The 18532-nt window shown below is 35.3% G+C and carries 11 protein-coding genes; 1 reads left to right on the plus strand and 10 read right to left on the minus strand.

Annotated features, from left to right (window positions below):
* Nucleotides 1–196: 196 nt before the first annotated feature.
* The 6 genes from CHRYMOREF3P_RS05705 to CHRYMOREF3P_RS05730 all read right to left on the minus strand — a co-directional run bounded on the left by CHRYMOREF3P_RS05705 (nt 197) and on the right by CHRYMOREF3P_RS05730 (nt 7609).
* On the minus strand, nt 197–2965 hold the full coding sequence (locus CHRYMOREF3P_RS05705) for a substrate-binding domain-containing protein (RefSeq protein ID WP_180564079.1): 2769 nt from the start codon (nt 2963–2965) through the stop codon (nt 197–199).
* A gap of 385 nt (nt 2966–3350) precedes the next feature.
* Nucleotides 3351–4349 (minus strand): carboxymuconolactone decarboxylase family protein, encoded by a 999-nt coding sequence (locus CHRYMOREF3P_RS24140; RefSeq protein WP_232538974.1) that lies wholly within the window; start codon nt 4347–4349, stop codon nt 3351–3353.
* A gap of 72 nt (nt 4350–4421) precedes the next feature.
* Nucleotides 4422–4931, minus strand: a complete 510-nt coding sequence (locus tag CHRYMOREF3P_RS05715) for a cupin domain-containing protein (RefSeq protein WP_180564081.1) — start codon at nt 4929–4931, stop codon at nt 4422–4424.
* Nucleotides 4932–4946: 15 nt separating this feature from the next.
* Nucleotides 4947–5510 carry a DapH/DapD/GlmU-related protein gene (locus CHRYMOREF3P_RS05720; protein WP_180564082.1) on the minus strand — a complete coding sequence of 188 codons (564 nt, stop codon included), beginning with the start codon at nt 5508–5510 and terminating at the stop codon, nt 4947–4949.
* 74 nt (nt 5511–5584) lie between these two features.
* A complete protein-coding gene (locus tag CHRYMOREF3P_RS05725) occupies nt 5585–6640 on the minus strand; it encodes an alpha/beta hydrolase (RefSeq protein WP_180564083.1) in 1056 nt (351 codons plus the stop codon).
* A 90-nt stretch (nt 6641–6730) separates the two neighbouring features.
* On the minus strand, nt 6731–7609 hold the full coding sequence (locus CHRYMOREF3P_RS05730; protein ID WP_077418713.1) for a helix-turn-helix domain-containing protein: 879 nt from the start codon (nt 7607–7609) through the stop codon (nt 6731–6733).
* Nucleotides 7610–7831: 222 nt separating this feature from the next.
* Between CHRYMOREF3P_RS05730 and CHRYMOREF3P_RS05735 the strand changes: the two genes are divergently transcribed.
* Nucleotides 7832–8038, plus strand: coding sequence for a hypothetical protein (locus tag CHRYMOREF3P_RS05735; RefSeq protein ID WP_077418712.1), 207 nt, complete (start codon nt 7832–7834; stop codon nt 8036–8038).
* 747 nt (nt 8039–8785) lie between these two features.
* Here CHRYMOREF3P_RS05735 and CHRYMOREF3P_RS05740 read toward each other — a convergent pair.
* Genes CHRYMOREF3P_RS05740 through CHRYMOREF3P_RS05755 form a run of 4 tightly spaced genes read right to left on the minus strand, consistent with a single transcriptional unit; the run spans nt 8786 to nt 18290 of the window.
* Nucleotides 8786–9148, minus strand: coding sequence for a hypothetical protein (locus CHRYMOREF3P_RS05740; protein ID WP_077418711.1), 363 nt, complete (start codon nt 9146–9148; stop codon nt 8786–8788).
* Complete coding sequence (locus tag CHRYMOREF3P_RS05745) at nt 9130–12732, minus strand: DUF6443 domain-containing protein (protein ID WP_180564084.1); 3603 nt, start codon at nt 12730–12732, stop codon at nt 9130–9132. The genes CHRYMOREF3P_RS05740 and CHRYMOREF3P_RS05745 overlap by 19 nt, the downstream gene beginning before the upstream one ends.
* A 6-nt stretch (nt 12733–12738) precedes the next feature.
* The gene (locus CHRYMOREF3P_RS05750) at nt 12739–16665 is read right to left on the minus strand and encodes a DUF5977 domain-containing protein (RefSeq protein ID WP_180564085.1); all 3927 of its coding nucleotides are present in this window, start codon (nt 16663–16665) and stop codon (nt 12739–12741) included.
* A 2-nt stretch (nt 16666–16667) separates the two neighbouring features.
* Nucleotides 16668–18290 (minus strand): T9SS type A sorting domain-containing protein, encoded by a 1623-nt coding sequence (locus tag CHRYMOREF3P_RS05755; RefSeq protein WP_180564086.1) that lies wholly within the window; start codon nt 18288–18290, stop codon nt 16668–16670.
* Between the last annotated feature and the right edge of the window lie 242 nt (nt 18291–18532).

Genomic DNA, 18532 nt, shown 5'->3' on the forward strand with positions numbered 1-18532 from the left:
GAAAGCTGTTTATTAGTTTAGATGAAGGTATGTTGTTGAGAAAGTATAATAAAAAAAGCAGCAGTTTGATTTACTGCTGCTCAATATTGTAAAAAATATTAGATGTGAGGATTGATTTTAAATATAAATTGAAGCTCCATATTTTATCACTTTAATGTTATATTCAAATATTTAATCATTTGATTTCGTAGTATTATCACTCCTTCCCCGCAGACTTTCTAAAGGCATTCGGGGATATACCAAACTTATTCTTGAAAACAGTAGAGAAATAATTCGGGGAAGAAAAACCGGTTTTGTATGCAATTTCCGAAATTGTCAGTTCAGGATTTTGAAGCATAGATTTGGCCTGTTCAAGACGGAAATTGTTGATATAATCGCTAACGTTTACATCAAACATTGCTTTAATCTTTCTATACAACTGAATTCTGGAAATATTGAGCAGGTCTGCAAGATTCTCTACTGAAAAATCGGCATTATCGATATTGGTTTTGATGAGATTGTTCAGATTGTTCACAAATTTCTGTTCTATATTTCCAAACGATTTGCTATCCAAAATTCTGCCAATATTATTTGTATAATAATAACGTAGCTTTTCACGGTTGTAAAGCAGCGTATGTAGTGATTGTATCAGAATCGGGTAACTGAAAGGTTTCGTGAGATAAAGGTCAACGCCGGATTTCAAGCCTTGAAGATAAGATTCTTTATTATCAAGAGCTGTCAGAAGAATGACCGGAATATGTGATGTACGAAGATCATTTTTAAGAATTTCACAGATTTCAAAACCATTTTTGTCTGGAAGATTAACGTCACAGACGATAATATCAGGAATTTCATTCAGTGCCCTATCAATTGCATCATTCCCATCAGAAACCGTCACCTTAAACTCATTCTGAAGCTTTTTGCTTAAAAAGAAGGACAAATCCAAATTATCCTCCACCAAAAGAAGCGAGTAGCGTTCGCCCTGAGATTCCTCATGTTGGATATTAATCTCGTCTTCCAATCCATTTAAAATAGCATCGTTTGTCAGGCTTTCGGCATCTGCGAGACTAGGTTCTTTTACCATTTGGTCTTCGTTGAAATGCTTGTTTCCCTTATAAAGACTGATGATAAACTCCGTTCCCTGAAAAGAGTTCACTTCTATCTTCCCAAGATGGAGCTCAATGAACTGTCTGCTAAGATGAAGCCCAATTCCTGAACTGTTTTTTCTATTGTTGGAGCCTTTGAAATACGCTTCAAAAACATTGCTGATTTCTTTTTCAGGGATTCCGATTCCATTATCTTTGAAGCTGATCACCGCCTGATTTCCTTTTTCCTGAATCGTGATTTCAATCTTTCCATTATCTGGTGTAAATTTGAAAGCATTGGACAAAAGATTGAAATAGACTTTATCCATCAGGTTTCTGTCGATGTAAAGCTCAAGATTTTTATTCTGTGAATGAATTTCGAATTTGATATTTCTTTTCTTAGCTTCATTTTCAAAATCACGAAAAATTGAGTAAGTAAAATCATAAATATTCGTCTTGGAAACTCTTAGGTTAAAAGTTTGATTTTCTATTTTTCTAAAATCCAACAAGTTATCCACCAATCGTAATAATCTGTTGGAATTTTTATTGATCAGCTCCAGCTCATAGGATGGTTTTGTACCTTTGGTTTTGCCAAAATCCATTAAAGACTCCAATGAACTGAGAATAAGCGTAATGGGTGTTTTAAATTCGTGAGATATTCCCGTAAAGAAATTAACCCTCGCTTCATTGCTGTCTTTCAACTCATTGGCAATGGTTTCAATCTGATTTCTTTGAATAGTAATTCTCTCGTTGGTAAGTGTAAGCTGCTTATTTTTTATCTTTATTGCATAAATAAGGTAAATCGAATAGGCAACCAGGCAAAACATCAACACTAACAATATAATAGACCATCGGAATAATTCTTTTTGCGAAGAATATAGCTCGACTTGTTTTTTAACCGCCTGTACCTGATTTTCTATAACGCCTTGCTGTTCAATAATTTTATCAAACTGATTGCGCATAATTTCCGCATTCATCCGGTCAATGATCGTTGTGCTGAGTTTAATGCGTTTCGGAACAGCAACACCATTATAAATCTTAATCGCCGTCTCGATCGCTTCTGCTCCACCAGTCGGATACAATAAAGTGGCATTCAGTTTTCCATCCAAAACCATCTGGATTCCGCCGTCTTTTGTATTCAGGCCGTCAACGCCGATAAATTTGATTTGATTTTCCAAACCTGTATTTCGTGCAACCTGCCATGCATTGGTGGCAAGCTCATCATTAAAGGCAAAAACATACAGACTTTGATTTCCTAAGGAATCCAATGATTTCCTGAAAGCATCAGCCGGAAGACCTTTAAATGTTTTTATCAGATCTGTGTTGGGGCTATTTCTGATGATTTCCTGAAAGCCAAGACTTCTTTCTATGGTTGGGGAAGATTGGTCATCACCTCTTATTTCGATTACTTTTTTATAATTTTTGGAATCTGAAAGAATGTAATTGGCCGCTTCTTTCCCAATCTCCACGTTGTCTGCACCGATATAAGTCGTATATTTTTCTGAATTGATCTTTCTGTCGAGCAAAATAACCGGAATATTTTTAGTAGCTGCTTTTTCCACTACCGAAACCAGGGATTGCGGATCAATGGGTGAAATGATAATCACATCCACCTTACCATCAATCATTTTTTGGATATCCTGAACCTGCTTGCTGACAGAACTTTCTGCTTTCTGTATATTCAACTCTACTTCGGAATGAAGCGATGCCTGTATCTCCATAGAGTGGTTCATTGCCAATCTCCAGGGATGATTGCCCAATCCCTGCGAAAACCCGATAGTAATTTTATCTGAAGCTTTCTGCGGTTTTTTACAAGAAAAAAAAACAAGGAAAAACAGAAGGAATAATATCCTGTAGGCTTTAAGAAAACTGAAAAATTTTAATAATTTTATTGGTAACATATTAACACAATATTAATGAAGATGTTGCAGACAGGCAATTTTTAATGATAGTATTTTGTATTAAATCTGCTCTATTCATTATATGTAATAAAAGACTAATAAGATCAATTGAAGACTGGCTATACCAAGATTGCCTTTGTAAAATGCTTAAAGTTAAATTGTACTAAAATTAGTCTACAAAAAAAATTACTTGATAAAAATGAGCTTTACAATTTTTGTTTTAGTTGGCTTAAATGAAGCACGTATTTGAAGATACAGTTATCTTCCTCATAAATAATTTTTTATTGAATTTCTTTTAGACTAATTTCTCTAAAGTCTTTAAAAAAAATTTCAAAATTAAACGTGTAAATAAAATGACTTTATATTACAATTTACTGGTCTAATACTACTTTATCTTTTTAAAGATATCAGACATCGCTTCTTTGTCAATACTTTCCATATCTATTAATTTCAGGGATTTTACCATTTTCAAGGTTGATGATTTATACTTCAAAAAATGTGGCGTTTGCAAATGAAACTGATATGCTTCTTTGTCCGCATAGATTTCTACAATTCTTATCTGAGTTGGATTTTCCTTTTGATACATCGGAAAAATTGCAATCACACCTTTCTCCAGCTTTACTGATGCTGAAGCTTCTTCTTTCAGAATAGAATTATATTCTTCTAAAAATTCAGGGATAATTTCAATTTCGGAAATCCGAATCATCATGTCGTTTTCAATAATCGGAACAAGCGGTTTTCCAATGATTTTTCGAGCTGTATTTGCCTGAGTTTTATTAACGGTTTCTTGAACCAAATCAGCCAATTGAGCTAATTGATTTTCAGTAATTCCTGTGTTTTTTCCCATATTGATATGCGATTGCAACTGTCCTTCTACTCCATCCAAAGAAGCAAGAGCAGAAATCGTCACGATTTCTCTTTGCTTATAAGTCAGCACATCGCTCACAAAAATATCGGCAAAAAGATGTTCTTTTAAAAAAGCGTCAACCCGTGGAGCAAACTCACCAAAACCTGGTGCTGGTTTGGTTTGTGGCATTTTTGTAAGTTCTTCAAGGGTTTTTCTGCCTTGTTCATATTTGTCTTCAACATTATTTTCGACAATGATTTTCTTTCCTTCGATATCATTAATACCTTTTGATTTTCTTTCGTCTAAAACTGATTTAAAAGTATTAATAGCATTCAGACTTCTCGGAAAACCACAGTACGCATACAATTGAACCAAGACTTCTTTAATTTCATTAATCGTCAAACCAGAATCCAATCCGGCATTCAACTGAAGTTTTAGACTTCCAAGATTTCCAGTTGTCGTGAGTGAAGAAATCTTTACCAAACTTTGTTCTTTAGCATTCAAATTTTGATTGGTTTTATTTTCTTGTGCATTCATTTTTGTTATACTTAATGTGAGAATAAAAAGAATTATCCATTGTAGAAACTTGTTTTTGCTCATCATTGAAAATTATTTTTTGTTGGCTTCAGCAAATTCTTCATCGGAAACAGCTTCCAGCCAAACATTTTGATTGGTCTGCGGATTTCCATTCGTTGCTAAATGCGAAAACCAGTTGTCAGCATTGGCACCGTGCCAATGCTCAACATTCGGAGCAATTTCTACGATATCTCCGGGTTTTAAACGACGTGCGGGTTTTCCTCTTTCCTGATATAAACCTTCGCCACCTACAACAATCAAAAGCTGTCCGCCTGTGTGGCTGTGCCAATTGTTACGACAACCCGGTTCAAATGTGACATTAGAAAGAGGAACATTTAAATCTTTATTGCTTGTAAGTGGCGCCAAATAGGACTTGCCAATAAAATACTGCGCATAAGCCGTGTTTTCTTCACCTGTCGGAAAATCACTTATTTTAGGAATATCTGTACTCATTTCGTTTGATTTTATTTTGTTTGAATTTACTTTATTTTGTGCGATTACAGTTGGACTAAACGCTAAAAGAATGATGATTAAATATTTCATTGTTTTACATTTAATTTATGCAATTGTTTTGATGATTTTTGCAGGAACTCCTCCCACCACAACATTGTCCGGAACATCTTTAGAAACGACCGCTCCGGCTGCAACTACAGCATTTTCTCCAATCGTAACTCCCGGTAAAATGGTTGCATTGGCTCCAATCCAAGCATTTTTCTTGATTAAAATGGATTTTCCAATTAATCCTTTTCTATGTTGAGGTTCTAAAGGATGATTTTCCGTTATCAGGTTTACTTTCGGGCCGATTAAAACATCGTCTTCAATGGTAAGTCCTCCTAGAGTCAGAAAAGTACAGTCGAAATTGATGAATACATTTTTACCAATATTGAGATTCTTTCCATAATTGATGTAAATAGGTGTAAACACCACTACATTCTCCAATTCTTTGCCGATAATTTGACTTAATATTTTTAAAATCTCATCCGGTTCTGTAGAATTATTTAATTCAATCAATTGTTTCTTAACCTTATAAGAAGCTTCCAGCAATTTGTGAATTTCCGGATCGCCGGGCATTATTGTTTCACCATTTTTTAGTCTGGTAAAGATATCTTCGTTAAAACTCATTATTAAATATTTAAAGAAATAAAAAGGATGAATCCGCTTTTTAAAAAAGCAGATTCAGCTATTGCAATGTTCAATTATTTTAAATTGGTTCTGAAGAAATTATCCAGTTTTTCAAAAGGAATCACATCTACCTTGTCGTATAAGTCAACGTGAACCGCATTCGGAATAATCACCAATTCTTTCGGTTCCGCAGCCATTTTGTAAATGTCTTCTGAAAAATACCTTGAATGTGCATTTTCACCAGCAATTAAAAGAATAGGTCTCGGTGAAATTTCTTTGATGTAACTTAAAATGGGCATATTCATAAATGAAAGTGCGCTGGTCAATCTCCAACCTTTTGTTGAATTTACTGAACGCTCGTGAAAACCTCTTGGAGTTTTGTAATAATTAAAATAATCTTTTACAAATTGAGGCTCACTGCCAGTTAATTTTTCCGGAAGATGAGAAGATGGATATGCTTGTTCCCCGGTTTCTACATCTTTCCATCTTTGCAGATTCAGGTCTACGAGTGTTTTTGTTCGTTGCTCAAGTGTAACTACATCATTATATCCTTTAGAAATCACTCTTGTCATATCATACATACTCGTGGTCGCAACGGCTTTTATTCGCTTATCGATTGCAGTAGCATTCAGTGCCATTCCTCCAAATCCGCAAATTCCGATGATCCCGATCTTATTTCTGTCTACATTTTTCTGAAGTCCCAGGAAATCAACAGCTGCACTGAAATCTTCGGTATTGATGTCGGGTGAAGCTATATTTCTTGGTTCGCCACCACTTTCGCCTGTGTAAGAAGGGTCAAAAGCGATAACAGCAAAACCTCTTTCCGCCATTTGATTGGCATACAAACCTGAAGACTGCTCCTTCACCGCACCAAACGGTCCACTGATTGCCAACGCCGCCAGTTTTTCGTTTTCTGCATTTTTTGGAAGATATAAATCTCCGGAAAGTATGATTCCGTAACGGTTTTTAAAGGTAACTGCTTTTCGGGTAACTTTATCACTGAGTTGGAAAGTATAATGTTCGTTTTGTTCTGTTGCATTCATTTTTCCTGGATTTGATTTTTTATTCTGCGCAAATGCCTGTCCCATGAAAAGAAAGGACAGAGCCATCACTGTTGTTATTATTTTCATATCTGAATTTTGTTTTAAAAATTACTGATACAAAATTAGAAACAGCGTAGTTCTGACAGTTAATGATAATCAAACCAAAAATTAAGAAAATCAAACCTCAGTCAAACGAAATGCTTTTGGATTGGTTCCGGTTTGTTTTTTAAAGAAATTATTAAAATATGTCGGATAATCGAATCCCAATGCGAAAGCTATTTCTGAGATATTCCAGTCGGTGTGCTGCAGCAATGCTTTAGCTTCTGTGAGAATTCGTTCCGTAATATGAGTCGTTGTGGATTTTCCTGTAACTTCTTTCACAGCTCGATTGAGATAATTAACGTGAACATTCAAATTTTTTGCAAAATCCTGAGCTGATTTCAATTGCAGAGATTGGTCTGTAGTTTCGATGGGAAATTGTCTTTCCAACAGTTCCAGAAAAACGGACGATAATCTTGATGCTGCATTTTTGTTCTGGTCAAAATCTTCTGCAGGTTCTAATTTCAAAGATTCGTGGATAATTAAACTGATGTAATTGCGAATCAGCTCATCCTTGTAGACATAATCGCTTTTCTGCTCAGCAATCATTTTTTGAAAAATCGTATTGAGAAAGAGTCTCTGTTCTTCGGTAATTTTCAGAACGGGAGTTCCGCCAATTTTAAAGAAAGAAGATTGCTGGAGGCTTTCGGAACGTTCAGAATTCTTGAAAAATTCCTCAGAAAAAAGAATGGTATAGCCTTTATAAGTTGTTGAAATGGTTTCCCAGGAATACGGAATATGCGGATTTCCAAAAAAAAGCACCGTTCCTTCCTGCTCGAAACTTTTATCAGAATAATGAATTTTACTTTTCCCTGTCGTAAGGCAGATTTTATAAAATTCTTTTCTGCTGTAGACACGGGTTTCACTTCCATCCTGTTCAATCTGGAATGCACGGAAGCCTTTTAGTTTTAATTCAGTATTAAACTCCGAAACAACTCTTTTTAGCTTTTCTTTCATTTTTCAAAGTTAAGAAAATCAAACTAATCAGCTCTAAAATCATTACAGAAGTAAAACGTCAATAGAATTCTCTGTCGAAACAAAAAATTCTATCGCTTTAAAAAATCTTGAAAAGACTTAATACTTTACAATTTTGTATTATGAAATTGTTCTCGATTCAATCATTACGAAATACCCGATTCTTTCTTTAATCAGCCATTTCCCATTTTGGAAATTTTACAAATGTTTCACGCAGGAAATAAAACAATTCCTAGTCTAATTGCCAATGGCGAAGTGGTATGTGCAAGTGCTGTTTCAAGTGGACCTCTATTACTTTCCGAAAAAGAAAATCTTCCGAAAGAATTAACTGAAAACGAAATTTTTGAAATTATCAAAGCATTTGGTGATACCAGTAAGAAATTTTTCCCACGCGATCCGGAGACAAAATAAATGGTATCAATACCATTCATACTTTCTGCAAGCGTATCAGCATTGCTGAGCAGATCAATATAAACGTGCTCAATATGATCTGTATTATTTGCTGAATTTGGATCTCTTGAGCCTGCTAAAACTGATGCTGACGAGCTAATTTATTAACCAAGAGAGATCCTACTCGATCATTTGCGCCAATGACCAATACTTTCATAAGTTTAATTTTTAAATAATCTGTTAACGGGATATGCTCGGTGCCTGCCCATGAAATTGTTTATATACAAATTTATGTATTCTGTAAAGAGCACACTATCCTTTTTAGTTCAAATAAATTTACTAATTAGTCCACATCATATAATATATTGGAGAAAAGTGAATTACAATATTCCAGCTCTTTTCTCAGCTAATATTTTGGTCACCAACCAATATGTTATCAATCGTTAAGATATAAAATAATTATTCTAGCAAATCAAACTGATTTATAAGAGCCAATCTTCCGGAAATGTGTTTGAATAGCATCTTTTAAGTTTATACGTAAAGATAATATCTATATACTCCTTATTTTCAACCACATAACTCTAAGACATTTTCTATATCAGTAAAAAAAGAGTTTGGATAGCCCCAAATTTTATTTTGAACGACAGCTGTTCCATTCTTCACGATAATATTGAGTTCAATTTCAATTCTTAAAAACTTACAAATACCCTCTCAAAAATGAGAGGATATTGGCATTCTATTAGAGCATGATTTTAGTTCGGCTTGGAACTATGATTGTATATCAGTATCATTGATAATTAATCCCCATTTATTTTTCATATAATCATTTAGCGGTGTACTCCAAAAATAAGGAGGCGAGCAATACTCACTTATTTCTGGAAAGATCGTCTGAATCCGTTCTTCATAAATAGGATTTTCTTCAAATTTTTCTGATATCCCAAAATATTTTTCATTGATAAAACGTGTAAGCTCATCATCATTATGCAACCCTTTGTTCTTTAATTGATCCAGCTTTTTAAAAAATTCAATTACAACCTCTTTATATTGCTCATCATCAATAGTTGAAAGGGATTCAAAATTCAAATAGGTATCTATAATATGATTTACTTCTGTTATCTTACTGGTTTCCATAATGGTGCTGTAGCTTGTATTTGGGTTCTAAATTGTTGTAACATTATTCTTCCGACTGGTGTTATATTTGCATGATTGATCTTATCTACATTGATACCTAAGCCGGATCTGTACACATCTGTGGCTTTTATTCTAAATAGAGTTGTCTTAGGAGTAGCAAATTCTACAACCGGAACAACATTGCCATATCCTGGTGTTACTGACATTCCCATTCCTGAACTGCCATAAACATAATCCGTATCAGCTTTTATTTCACCAAAGATATTATTAGACATATCCTTATTTCTTATTCCTAAAGTGTTAAGAGAGTTACCCAATTCAGGAAGTCCTCCAACACTTCTCATATTTCTGTACAAATATAAGTTATTTAAGTCTTCAGGTTCGTCTGCCGGAGTATCAACCGCAGCATCTCCATGCAGTGTCCAGATTGCTACAGCTGAAGCAAGGATCGTTAATAATGAAAGTCCTGCTCCGGTTCCGGCTATAGTACCCGTACCTGTTCCGACTCCCGTATTTCCCCAGCCTACAGTAAGTGGAATTGCTGTTCCTAAAGATGAGCCCTGCGTAACGTATTTTGCCTCTCCATTAAAACCCAGATAGGTATGTCCCGTATTCTGCTCAGAACTGTTGGTAATGACAACATTATCTACAACGCTTCCGTCAGGGCGGAAATCTGTGAAACCTCGTTTTGTATATTCTTCATCTCCCTGCTGCATTCCAGGCAAAAAGACCCATGCTCCATTTCTATAGCCCCAGCCAGCCCCTTCTCTTCCGTCCGGATCAATAAAATTTACCGGATTATCAAAGGCATAATTGTAAGGGTTCAGCCTTGTCATTTTTTCAGCCAACGGATCCAGGACTCCCCATCTTCCAATCTCTGGCATGTACATTCTTGCTCCGTAGTCGTACATTCCGGATTCTTCCTGAAGTTCCTTGCCGTTATATTTGTATTGATATGAAGGATTTCCAACACCATCATTGTAACCACGGTGCTTTAATCCAAAAGGATAATAGTTGTTTTCTTCAATAACCTCTACTCCGCCTGTCCCATTGCTTGTATAGCTAAGCCTTACATTTCCTAAATGATCTGAATAATTGTAAACATATTTATTATTTTCGAAATTATAATATCCTTCAGCGGTAGGAATGAATTTTAAAACCGGAGGGAATATTTGTGTTGTATTCCCCTGCACTTCATACTGAAAACCATCCAGATAATCCGTCACTGTAGAGGACTCCGTAGTATTTTTACCTACTCCGTAAATATATTTTTTATTCAGCTTTACACCATCCGATCTATAAAGATACTGAGTTGTAACATTTTTTATAAGGTCTCCCAAAAACAAATCCTTTACAACGTAGGTCTGATCGAAAGTAAACTTATCTGCCAGATCGAGATGGTTGTAATTGATATCCACAATCCCTCTATCTTTCTGATCTGTCATATTTCCATTGAGATCGTATCCAATAGTATTTCCGGAACTGTCAGGATATCCGCTGTAATTACCAGAATTATCTTTGACAGAAATCAGCCTATTGCCCGTATAAGTGTACGTTAAATTATCTATAAGAAGCGGTTGATTATTGTATGATTTCTGATATCTGCCTAAACTTCTGATATTACCTCCAATATCATAGTCTGCCCATTCATTATAAAAATTATTTTCAATGACTGTAGCACCCGGAGTTGTAAAACGGCCAAATGCGAATCTGTTTAAAGTATCATAAGAAAAATCATATCTTCTTAAAACATTGTCACTTTGTGTTTTCCAGTCGATCTCAGAAATATTTCCGTTAAAGATTGCGTATGCTTCAGTATTTTCAGGATTCTGATATTTAATGGAATAACCAAATAATTTCCCATTTACAAGATTATCTGGGTCATTTATTTTTGTCATCCAGCCCCTGATATTATATTGATAATCTATTGTCTGAAGGGGATTAGAAAAACCTGCCCCTCCAACTTTTTTGCCTGACAGCTGGGAAATTTCGTTGTATGTATTTTGAGTCAGTATCTCTTCTGTATTATTATCTACCTTATGTTTATGTACAAGTAATCTGTTTTGCGAATCATATTCAAATGTTTCTTTTATAATCCTCTCCGTATCAGTATTCAGCCTTTTGTGTTTCACAATAGTTTGTTTTACTGCTCCTGAAAAGTCAAGTACAGATTCTGTAGAAGTATAGCCTCCTAAATGGTTGATAGAATAGGTTCCGATTTCCCTGCCTTTCACATCATAATAAGAATAATTCCTAGTCCAGTTATCGTTCTCAATATTTTTTATCAGTGTTAATAAACCAAGCCCTTTGGTATTATTAACATCAGTAATATTATCCGTAACCGCATTTGCTGGATGTGCCGGATTAAAACTATACGGCGGATAAGTATCGTAATAATTTACGCTGAGCAATTTAAAATTAACAGTTGGATAGGTAGTATTACCCGGATAATAGACCTCCATTCCTGCACTATTAAATCCTATAGAAGCCTGTCTTAATGTATTGTTGTTGGTGAAGGTATTGATTGTACTTTGTTCAAAAATTCTGCCCTGGCTTCCATAAGCCTGTGAACTTGTATAAATTCCTTTATAAACTATTCTGCTGAATTGGTCATATTTTGTAAACATCCATTGTTTAGCAGCTCCAAGATTCGCATCCTGAGCCAATACTAATCTGTTTTGTTTATCATACACCATATACTGCCACCCTTTTCCGGGGAGCTTTTTTTCCACAAGCCTGTTTACTCCATCATAATGGTATTGATAGCAAAGATCATTTAGAATAAATTCCGGAACTTCGACGTTGCTTCCCGTTCCATATGCATTAAAAAAATCCATAACCGCTTTGGGCGGAATAATATAAGCCAACTGATTAAATTCGTTATAAACGTAATAAGTATCTGCATTTTCATCATCCTGTGATATCTTACGAAGCAGTATTATGTTTCCGTATCCATTTGTAAATTGTACCGCTTTGTTTCCGTCCTCATCAGTTACTATACTTTTATATAACTGATTTACCGCATACTCATTTTCCCAGACAACCTTTGAGTAGGTGGTATTGTCTGTTACGGTTGTGGTTGTAACGAATCTGGCCACATGATCGTCCAGAATATTAGCCTGATATTTAAAATTAACAGGATGGTTTTGCCAGGCCAGCCCCGGCTGCACATTTGATAAGACCCTTTCTATTGGAGAAGCTTCAATATTTTTATGAGTAAATGGAAAATTATCTCCATAATAATTTGTAGCATTCGAGTTAACGCCTGACTGAATAGCTCCATTAAGAGTATTCATTGGTGAAGGGAGCCATGAATCTACTTGTCTGCCAAATTCATCATAGCTAATTGGTGTCACCAAATCTTTACCTTGTGGAGTTGCTTTTACATTAATCAGCTGCTTGGGTCTTCCAAATTTATCAAAGTATTGAACTGTTTCAGAAACTTTAGGATCACCAGATGCAGGATAATCAAGATAGTTTTTAGTATAAATATAATTTTCGTTGCTGCTGGGTACAGTTTGTATTTGTGCATACAATGTACTTACCAAAAACAGCATACATAATAAAATCAGAGTTTTTTTCATGGTTAATTAGTTTACGGGAAAGTATAGCTCATAATTATAGGAAGTATTGTTGGGGGTAGAAACTCCCAAATGTCTTCTTATTATAATCTCCCCATTGGTTTTAATTGTATAATACACCTGTCCGTTGTAAGATGAATAATCTGATGTTGGCCTGCAGTTTCCTACAATGTCAGCCACTTTTACACCTGTTGTCGTCCAAGGTAAATTGACTGAGTTTGATCCGGAGGAAAACCCAAAACTTACTTTATACATTGCATTAGTAGTAACAGAAGCGCTTCCTCCTCCCGAAATCCCTATAGATGTATTGAATGAAAGACTGCAAGATATTGTAGAGTTACATAAACCATTGGCATTGGCATAATACTGACCATTAGCAGCAATATCATTAAGGGCTGTCTGATCTGCCAGTGTCTGACTTATAGTGGAGGAGTACTTTCCTGCAGGCACAGTATAAACAATAGGTACGGGAGTTGCTCCTGACTGGCTACAATTATTTTTTGTAAATGACTGACTTTTGGAAGTATTATAATAGTAAACCGTAGGTACATATCCATATTTATACTCTTTTACAGTTTTTCCTGCTCTGTCTGTTATTTTCTGAAGCCTCAATGCATTATCATAAATATAACTCTCTCTTGTACCAGCCGGCATTGTAATACTTCTAAGCCCTATCAGTGGATCATGAGTATAGGTTGTTACCTGATATGCTGCAAAAGCAGAATTACCCCTGAAATTATCTAAAGTACTTAATAATGTAGTCTCATCATTGTTTGGCAAAGCTGCTGCATCGTTATTTGAAGCATTCACAATACTGCTAATAAGGGAGGAATCAATATCTGAGAATTTAGCTCCATCTATCTTAGCGATGGGTTTTGTCTGATTATACCCCCAGATAACAGTGGTCGGCACACCTTCCCTGTTTGTAAATTGCTGTAAATTTCCTTTGCTGTCAAACTTATCGTATGTCATTTGTACAACTGGTGAATTAATCAGGATATTGGTAGAAAGATCGGCATAAGGCAAGGGGAATCCAGCTGTTTTCAAATCAGCATCAGCCTGACTTGATGGAAAATTTTTATATACTGTTGATATGACCTTTCCCTGGTCCGTATCATTTTTTTTCTTGATTGAACTTTGAAGTTGTGAATTGGCAACAATATTTAAATTAATCAAGTATTGCATTCCCTGTGTCAAAGGATAGGCAAAAGAGTTTTCTGTAATGCTTCCATCAAAATGAGTTATCTTCTCTTTTGTTGGGAGAAAAAAGGGTTCCTGATAATTGTACGATATTGGTACACCATTATTTAAAACCGGGTTGGCTCCAAAATATTCCTTTGTGACCTGTTCTTCATTAAAGTTACTGATACTTAAATAATTATTCCGGTTAATCTTTTTATATAATACAAGATTTTCTGGAGTATTATCAATAATCAGACTCCAGGAAGGTTTAAAAATATATGAGTTAGAAAAGTATACATTAAAATCTGTACTAACATCCTTCCCGATTTTGTAAATATAGGTTTCTGTTTGCATTGGAAAAGCTGCTCCTTCACCGTAAACTTCTTTGCTAATCAACTTTGCTCTTAAATGGCTGCGGTTTTTGAAATAATTTTCATTCGCCACAAGCCTACTTCCATAAACACCACCCGTATGATCTTCTGTGTGAGGATAAATATTAGGATAATTACTAAATCCCGTAAAAGAAAACACCTGCTTTCCTTTTCCGGTTTCTTCTTCGGTCACTTTTTCATATATCACAAAACTTCCGTCATCAGTTTCAGGCATATTCTGCTGTGACAAATACACCGCCGGATAAGAAGCAACACCGGAATCGCTGACACTGTTGTACCATCCCCCAATTCTGTTAGTAGTCATAGAAGGCATACTTCCTATAGTCCCCGAAGAAGCGCCACTATCGTTCAGATATTTATACTTAATCGTTCTGGCCGTATAGTCATCAAGTATCTTTTGTTCTTTGACTCTGACTCCACCACCCAGTTGTTCCTGGCCATTCAAAAGAAATCTATTTAGCTCATATGCAAATTGGAAATACCCTCCTGTAGGAGTTGTAATCTGGTTCAGCATTCCTATAGACGCTTGATTATCCGGAGTCATGTCTATATCACCATATAAAAAAGTGGTTCCATTAAGTGGAAGATTATCAAATTTGAACTTCTGATTTATGATTTGATAATATGTTTTAGGAAAATTTCCGGCCGATTGCTGTTTAAAATTACCGAAAAGATCTCTATAATTTTTGGTAGCTTCCGAAGTTCCTTTTGAAGGCATTGGAAGGGGATTATAATCAAGTTTATAATTGTAGAGAAAAGTATCATCTTTATCATAAAATGCAACATCGTCTAATCTTAATCTTAAATCCAGGTCACTTGAAACTTGCGTATTTTTGAAATAACCATAGTTTAGTTTCACCTTTTTAACAATCTGCCCGTTAACATCATAAACAATAACCTGGGAAAGTGCCCGTTTAGGATTTACGTTATTATTATCATCAAAAGCATCGGATCTGGTAAAATCATAGAAAAATTTCACCTTACCTTCACTCCAGTTAATTTCTTCTACATAATGATATACAGTATTTTGAGCATATTTATTGCTGGTATAATCTACGGGTGAAATACCACCTCCCGGATAATTGATAATACTGCCCCCATTTCCATAATTAATAATATATGAACTTAAAATTACTTTACCTTTATCAAGATCCTTAAGCTTAGTCTGAGATTGCTGGAACTCTTTATAGGTAAAAGTTACTTTTTTATTGGAAGTAACATCCAGTATAGAATCGAGATTCCACGTATTAATATCAATATTATAGTTATTTTTTAAGATAAGCTTGCATATTGACATTTCACTTTTGGGATATTCAGGTGATGAATCTGTAAAACTACTGAAAGGAAACTCAGTTGTGGAACTGATATTGACATCGTTTGTTTTAAATGAATATACATTTCCATATGCATTGATTACCTGAAACTGATCATAATCTTTAGCATTGTTTCTTAACAATGAATAATTATTCTGTGTAGCATAATTATCAAGATTGCCCAATTTCATACTACACTCCGTAGGAAAAACAGTATTCCATCCCATCCATCCTTTATTGGGAACATTACTAATGTCAAATTTATCATACTTGTTGACATAAATTTTGTTGCCAAACCCATCTAATTCATGGCCTCTGTAACCGTACGTACTAAATCTTGTATCCCAATTGCCGTCCTGATTTGTTTTTTTATTTAAATAAAATTTGGAATTTAATCCAGGTGCGACTGCAAAAAAAGTGTCTGCCGCCATATCTGTATATTGCTCGTAATTTGAAGATGCGGCAGTAATTTTGGAGTCCGGCATAAATTCAACATCACTATCATTAACCAGTCGTCCTTTTTTACTTACATACTGCCCCCAATCTGAGGATGCATCATACACTGTTATCCATGTTAGCGAAGATTCATCCCATTCTGCACGGGGATAATTACTTGAATTCTGGTTGACTCTATATTTATTATCATCAATATCATTAACAAACTTTGTCACATTACCTCCGGCTATTAAAACCCAATCTAATCCAACATTCGTGCTTTCCTGAGTTACTTTTACCCCGTTTGATGAGTATTTTAACATTACCGGAACGCTAATATTTCCTTCTTTAACTTCAAAAATAGGAATTGAATATTCTGCCCTGCCGGTTGCATAATTAATCGGAATGAGTTCAGATTTAATTAATTGTGAAACTTCAGGAGTTGTAACAGTAAAAGCTTTAGCTAAGTAATCATCTTTATTGGTTGAATTATTCGTAGTAGTGGTTGTTTTCGCCAGAACTTTAATGGTATCTGATTCTTTTTTTGTCTTCTCCTTTTGTCCGTAAGTAAAACAGAAAGATAGAATTAAAAATATAAAAAAGTGTTTTTTCATGGTTATTTCTTAATCAGTTTTGAATTCGCTGTTTTATTCGTATCTGTTTTTATCGTCACCAGATATGCTCCCTGGACCAGAGCCTGTGTATTGATTTTAGTTACTCTGCTTTTAGTTTTTACGCTCTGAAGCTGTCTTCCACTCATATCATACAACAGAATATCGGCATCTTTAAAATCAAAACCGATTTCTACGTAAGCATAATCTGAAACAGGGTTGGGATAGATTTTGATGTCATATTTCTCAATCAGCTGATCAACTTGCTTGTCTCCCAGCTTCACGATCTTCCAATTCTCTTTCCCCAACTCTTCTGCACTGGTTCCGGCAAGAATAAAGGATCCGTCTCTGTTGAGTTTCAAATCGAAAAGTCTCTCTTCTTTCTTTCTGGATTCTCCTTTGACATGTTTTCTCCACTGCTCATTGCCATTATGATCCAAGTATAGCATCCAGAAGGTTTCATCATCAGTCTGTATTCTTCCTTCTGTCTGAGTATATCCGCCTAATAGAATTCCTTTAGAAGACTTGTCATCTGCCGAGTGAAGTACACTCATACTCATTAGGATATCTCTGTTCTTAAAATTGTAGGATTTCTGCCACTGTTCATCACCTCTTTCATTTAAAGAAACCAGCCAAAGGTCTGTTCCTTCTTCAATACCTACGGTTTTGTTTCCTGACCTTTCTGATCTGGATTCACCACCGATGATAAAGCCATTTGAAGCCAAAGCTAAAGTTCTGATATGATCATCTCCTTTGCCTCCAAAGTTTTTCTCCCATTCTACTTTTCCGTTCTTGTCTAGCTTGACAATCCAGTAGTCGCCTTCACCGAAGTTGTCGCTTTGTTTTGAGGTTGCAGATAGCGGGCTCTGAGTTGCAGGTTTATCAGTCGAAGTAATAGTGTTGATCGTTGGTTGCTGATTATTCGTTTTAACGGATGAACTTCTTGAGTAGATTCCCAGTAAAGCTCCTCCATCTTTCGTTGGAATCATCTTTTCCACTTCATCTAAGCCTTTCCCGCCTAAGATTAATTGGGATAATTCTTTTCCATTTTTATCGATTCTGGTAACCCATACATCTTTGGAACCATAACCTTTTGAAGAATTCTGTACATTTCCGGCAATAACGAATCCCAAATCTGTAGTTTGAATAACCGCTCTTGCTTCTTCGTCTGAAGAACTACCCAAGGTTTTTTGCCATAATTCATCACCGAATTCATTGATTCTGATCAGCCAGATATCTGATCCTCCTTTAGAATTGTCTTTTTTATCGAACCCTTTTCCTGAAAAAGAGGTTCCAGCTACTAGAAATCCGCCATCTTGTGTGGTAACTGTTGCAGACAGATAATCATGGTTGGATCCTGAGAAGTATTTTTCCCAGACTTCCTCTCCTTGCTGATTCAGTTTCACCAGGTGAAAATCGTAACCATTGTTTTGTTTATTTCCGGATGTTTTCTGCTTATTGCTTTGAATAGAGCTTCCGGTAACCAAATATTGCTGATCAATTGTTGTGGTGACCTGACTCAGGAAATCCTGGGTAGAGGATTTGATGTCTTTCTGCCATACCACTTCCTGAGCAGATATACTTAAGCCTGTGTACAATACACATACATTCATGAAGAGTTTCCGCATTAGTTTTTTTTTGTACTCGAAAAGTATTACAATATCGAAACTAGTAGGGAAACAAAGTGTTATTTATTCTTTAAGAAAACATTAACACTAAAATCACTGTATTAACTATCCTTCTAGAAAAGCAAAATACTGGAATGTAAAATACTACATTTATGTTTTTTTTAATTGAATTTTTTATTTTGTAATCAAGTATTTTCGGGGAGAAAAATGTATTAGGTTCCACCCGCCGAGAACAAAAACAA

The sequence above is a fragment of the Chryseobacterium sp. JV274 genome (genome assembly GCF_903969135.1).
Classification (GTDB): Bacteria; Bacteroidota; Bacteroidia; order Flavobacteriales; family Weeksellaceae; genus Chryseobacterium.

Bases quoted from the DNA above. Each gene is read 5' to 3' on its own strand.
- CHRYMOREF3P_RS05705 (WP_180564079.1), bottom strand. From the start codon at position 2,965: ATGTTACCAATAAAATTATTAAAATTTTTCAGTTTTCTTAAAGCCTAC.
- CHRYMOREF3P_RS24140 (WP_232538974.1), bottom strand. From the start codon at position 4,349: ATGAATGCACAAGAAAATAAAACCAATCAAAATTTGAATGCTAAAGAA.
- CHRYMOREF3P_RS05715 (WP_180564081.1), bottom strand. From the start codon at position 4,931: ATGAAATATTTAATCATCATTCTTTTAGCGTTTAGTCCAACTGTAATC.
- CHRYMOREF3P_RS05720 (WP_180564082.1), bottom strand. From the start codon at position 5,510: ATGAGTTTTAACGAAGATATCTTTACCAGACTAAAAAATGGTGAAACA.
- CHRYMOREF3P_RS05725 (WP_180564083.1), bottom strand. From the start codon at position 6,640: ATGAAAATAATAACAACAGTGATGGCTCTGTCCTTTCTTTTCATGGGA.
- CHRYMOREF3P_RS05730 (WP_077418713.1), bottom strand. From the start codon at position 7,609: ATGAAAGAAAAGCTAAAAAGAGTTGTTTCGGAGTTTAATACTGAATTA.
- CHRYMOREF3P_RS05735 (WP_077418712.1), top strand. From the start codon at position 7,832: ATGTTTCACGCAGGAAATAAAACAATTCCTAGTCTAATTGCCAATGGC.
- CHRYMOREF3P_RS05740 (WP_077418711.1), bottom strand. From the start codon at position 9,148: ATGGAAACCAGTAAGATAACAGAAGTAAATCATATTATAGATACCTAT.
- CHRYMOREF3P_RS05745 (WP_180564084.1), bottom strand. From the start codon at position 12,732: ATGAAAAAAACTCTGATTTTATTATGTATGCTGTTTTTGGTAAGTACA.
- CHRYMOREF3P_RS05750 (WP_180564085.1), bottom strand. From the start codon at position 16,665: ATGAAAAAACACTTTTTTATATTTTTAATTCTATCTTTCTGTTTTACT.
- CHRYMOREF3P_RS05755 (WP_180564086.1), bottom strand. From the start codon at position 18,290: ATGCGGAAACTCTTCATGAATGTATGTGTATTGTACACAGGCTTAAGT.